This is a genomic window from Halorhodospira abdelmalekii, assembly GCF_016583625.1.
Classification (GTDB): domain Bacteria; phylum Pseudomonadota; class Gammaproteobacteria; order Nitrococcales; family Halorhodospiraceae; genus Halorhodospira; species Halorhodospira abdelmalekii.
Window position 1 is genome coordinate 1 of sequence record NZ_NRRN01000091.1, and the last position, 3,628, is coordinate 3,628.

3 protein-coding genes and 2 pseudogenes are annotated in these 3,628 nt (G+C 58.1%); all 5 read left to right on the forward strand.

The genetic code is table 11. From position 1 onward, the window contains the following. The first annotated feature begins 589 nt into the window (after window positions 1-589). Window positions 590-1,024 (forward strand): very short patch repair endonuclease, encoded by a 435-nt coding sequence (locus CKO15_RS13255; protein ID WP_018233687.1) that lies wholly within the window; start codon window positions 590-592, stop codon window positions 1,022-1,024. Next, window positions 1,024-2,238, forward strand: a complete 1,215-nt coding sequence (locus CKO15_RS13260; protein WP_018233688.1) for a DNA cytosine methyltransferase — start codon at window positions 1,024-1,026, stop codon at window positions 2,236-2,238. Before CKO15_RS13255 ends, CKO15_RS13260 begins: the two co-directional genes overlap by 1 nt. After that, window positions 2,235-2,879, forward strand: coding sequence for an Eco29kI family restriction endonuclease (locus tag CKO15_RS13265; protein ID WP_200197175.1), 645 nt, complete (start codon window positions 2,235-2,237; stop codon window positions 2,877-2,879). The genes CKO15_RS13260 and CKO15_RS13265 overlap by 4 nt, the downstream gene beginning before the upstream one ends. A 287-nt stretch (window positions 2,880-3,166) precedes the next feature. Then, window positions 3,167-3,376: pseudogene (locus CKO15_RS14590) on the forward strand (phage integrase N-terminal SAM-like domain-containing protein); the annotation flags it as partial. A 116-nt stretch (window positions 3,377-3,492) separates the two neighbouring features. Further along, a pseudogene (locus tag CKO15_RS14595) lies at window positions 3,493-3,628 on the forward strand (transposase); the annotation flags it as partial.

Genomic DNA, 3,628 nt, shown 5'->3' on the forward strand with positions numbered 1-3,628 from the left:
GCGCCCGCCGCGACAGCGCAGGCCGAAGAAGCCAGCGAGCGAGCCCCCTTCGATGGCTATCCGTGCCCGACATGCCGCGCTGGCCAGTTGCGCGTGATCGCGTGCCTGAGCCCCCCGCGCCGAGACCGCGGGGGAGGTGCCAGCTTGCGCGCCTGACACCGACCGCGTCGGGTTCTCCAGCTGGACCGGCCCGAAACGGTCGGCGCCCGCGCTCGCCTGAAATTCGGGAAATGGTTTAAGATTGACCCAGAGAGACCGACTTCGACCCCTCAGGAACTGACGCACATGCCGATCTTTGCGCCTCTTCCCCCTGCTCGACCCCCGGCTGCGCCCACGCGTCGTTGCCGAGTGGACCGGCCGCGACAATACAATCCCCTCTGTCTAAAGTGTGCCCGCGCCGACCGCCACGCCGTGCCGGGAGCGGATTAGTCCAACAACCGTTTATCTGGTCTGCGCGCGGGAGCCCCGCGACAACAGGCCGTCTCGGCAGCGCGCGCACACCAGATAAACGCTTAATCGTTGGGCCTCAAGAGACCCCGTAGAGAGATTGAGATAAAATTATAGATATTCATGATGATGGCTCGACTTGATGAGGAACGAATTGGCGGACACACTCTCCCCGCAAGAACGAAGCAAGCGAATGTCCCTTATCCGGGGTACAGGAACGGCCCCGGAAATGAAACTTCGTCGACTTGTGCATGGAATGGGATTTCGTTACCGCCTACACATTAAGGATCTGCCCGGGAAGCCGGATTTGGTGTTTCCTTCAAGGCGCGCGGTGATTTTCATGCACGGATGTTTTTGGCATCGCCACAAGGGATGCAGGCTTGCAAGGCTTCCGAAATCGAAGCTGGACTTCTGGGGGCCAAAGTTGGAGGCAAATAGGAAACGGGATTCGCGTAATCAACGACGGTTGAAGGACTTGGGATGGCGCGTGTTGATTGTATGGGAATGCCAAATGGCGGATGTCGACCGAGTATCCGCTGTTGTTAGGGAATTCCTGCAAAAACAGGAGGTTGAATAATGAAATCAGTTGAGCTTTTCGCGGGGGCTGGTGGTCTGGCCATGGGAGTATCCTTGGCTGGATTCGAATCCTTGGCTGTCATAGAGCGCGACAAGTGGGCGTGCGACACCATACGAGAGAACCAGCAGCGAGGGTTTCCCGTGGTGAAGGGTTGGCCCCTTTGGGAGGGCGATGTTCGCGAATACGATTGGGACGCCATACCGGAGGACATCGACCTAATCGCTGGTGGCCCCCCTTGTCAGCCCTTCTCCATGGGTGGTCGGCACAAGGCGTTCGGGGATGCGAGGGACATGTTCCCGGCGACGGTCGACATCGTGCGGCGCCTGTGTCCGAAGGCTTTCGTTATCGAGAACGTAAAGGGGATTACTCGATCCAGCTTCGCGAACTACTACCAATACATCCTCCTGCAGTTGGAATTCCCGGAGGTGGTGAGGCGTGATGGAGAAACATGGCCGGATCATCTGAAACGGCTTCAAGAGGAAAAAACCTCCGGAGCACTTCACTTGAAAGGCCTCACATACAACGTCGTTCCGACGTTGGTGAATGCGGCCGATTACGGAGTACCCCAGAAGCGGGAACGTGTCTTCATCGTTGGCTTCCGTGCTGACTTGGGCGTTGAATGGTCCTTCCCAAAGTCAACGCATAGCCTTGACTCGTTGCTGCGGTCACAATGGATCACCGGGGACTATTGGGAACGCCACCGTATCGCGAAGTCGCATCGCCCGAATGTCCCGGATCGTCTTCTGGGGCGCGTTCGGCGGTTGGCGTCGGAGCTCATTCCGTCCGAGGAGAAGCCGTGGAGAACGGTGCGGGATGCGTTACAGGATGTTCCAGATCCCCGTCGACCCGGCGCGCGAGACTTTCTTAACCACCGATTCCAGGATGGCGCCCGGGTGTATCCGGGGCACACCGGTAGCCCACTTGATTTGCCTGCAAAGACGCTCAAGGCGGGAGATCATGGTGTCCCCGGTGGCGAGAACATGATGGTTAGGGACGATGAGACCGTTCGATACTTCACTGTCCGTGAATCCGCCCGATTGCAGGCCTTTCCCGATGGTTACATTTTTCATGGGTCGTGGACCGAGACGATGCGCCAACTGGGGAATGCGGTACCGGTTTCTCTTGGTCGGCAGGTTGCCGCTTCCGTCGCGGAGCAGCTCGCGGAGACGGAGATCAGAAAACTTGTCGGCCAGCAGGATAGGAAGAGGGCATGACGGAAAGAAAAGTTCTTCCATTCAATCCCCTCGACAAACGGCATCTGGGGGAAAGCGTTGGACAGGCTATGCTCCGTCAGCCGGTAACTCCGATGGCGGAGATTGCCCGTTTTGATGGTGCTGGAGTCTATGCGATCTACTACTGTGGTGATTTCCCCGCGTATGAACTGATCGCTGACCGAAATCGAGGCGAAGCGTTTTCGGCACCTATTTACGTTGGTAAGGCAGTGCCGAAGGGCGCACGAAAAGGCGGGAACCTGGAATCGAACCCTGGGAGCGTGCTGTATAGCAGACTTATGCAGCACAAGCGAAGCATTGAGGAGGTAGAAAACCTGAGTATTGATGACTTCCACTGCCGTTTCCTGATTGTAGACGACATTTGGATTCCGCTTGGTGAGTCATTGCTAATCGCCAAGTTCGATCCGTTATGGAATAAATTGATTGATGGTTTCGGCAACCATGACCCAGGGAAAGGGCGACACGCGGGATTGCGTCCACGGTGGGATGTGCTTCATCCAGGTCGTCCGTGGGCGGATCGCTGTCGATCGCGCGATGAAACGGCAGAACAGATAATCAGAGAGGCGCGTGATTATCTGCGAAACAACCCACCTCCCGACGACACCACAATGATAACAACATGAGCCGCGCGGTAATCCGTACCAATGAAAGGCCCAACAAGGCGCTCCACCGGACGGCAATTCCGCTACGCTCCATTGCCGCCGGTGAGCTGTGGCGTTGAACTAATCCGCTCCGCGGGCCTTTGGTGCAGAACCGCATCGAAGGCCATGATTAAGAGAAGATTATAGGGCAAGCAGATCGCCCAGGACGGCCGTTCCGCGGCAGGGCTCCCGCCCATCGACCACACTTGGTTATGACCCAATCGGGGTCATTGACCGAGGATGCGACGATGAGCACGTTGCGCCACCGCATGATCGCGGCCATGCACATGCATGGCTTTTCTGCCCACACCCATGAGAGCTATCTGGCCGCTGTGCGCGGCCTGGCCAAGTACACCCGCCGGTCGCCCGATACCTTAAAGCCCGCGGATCTGAAGCGCTACTTCGAGTACCTGGTGCGCGAGCGCCAGCTAGCCCCGGCCAGCGTGCGTTTGGCCTATAACGGGATCCGCTTTTTCTACCTGCAGGTCCTCGCCTGGCCGGCGGTGGACTTGGAGGTGACGCTGCCCAAGCGCGCCCAGATTCGTCTTGACGAATCCTTCGCCAAATATCTACGGATTTTGGCAGCCATTGACAGGTGGTCTATTCCAAGCCGTGCCTCACCCACACCGACACGGTCGTTGACTACCTCGGGCGCTACAGCCACCGCATTGCGTTGAGCGATGCGCGGATTGTCAACTTCGACGGCGAGCGTGTTGCCTTGCGCTACAAGG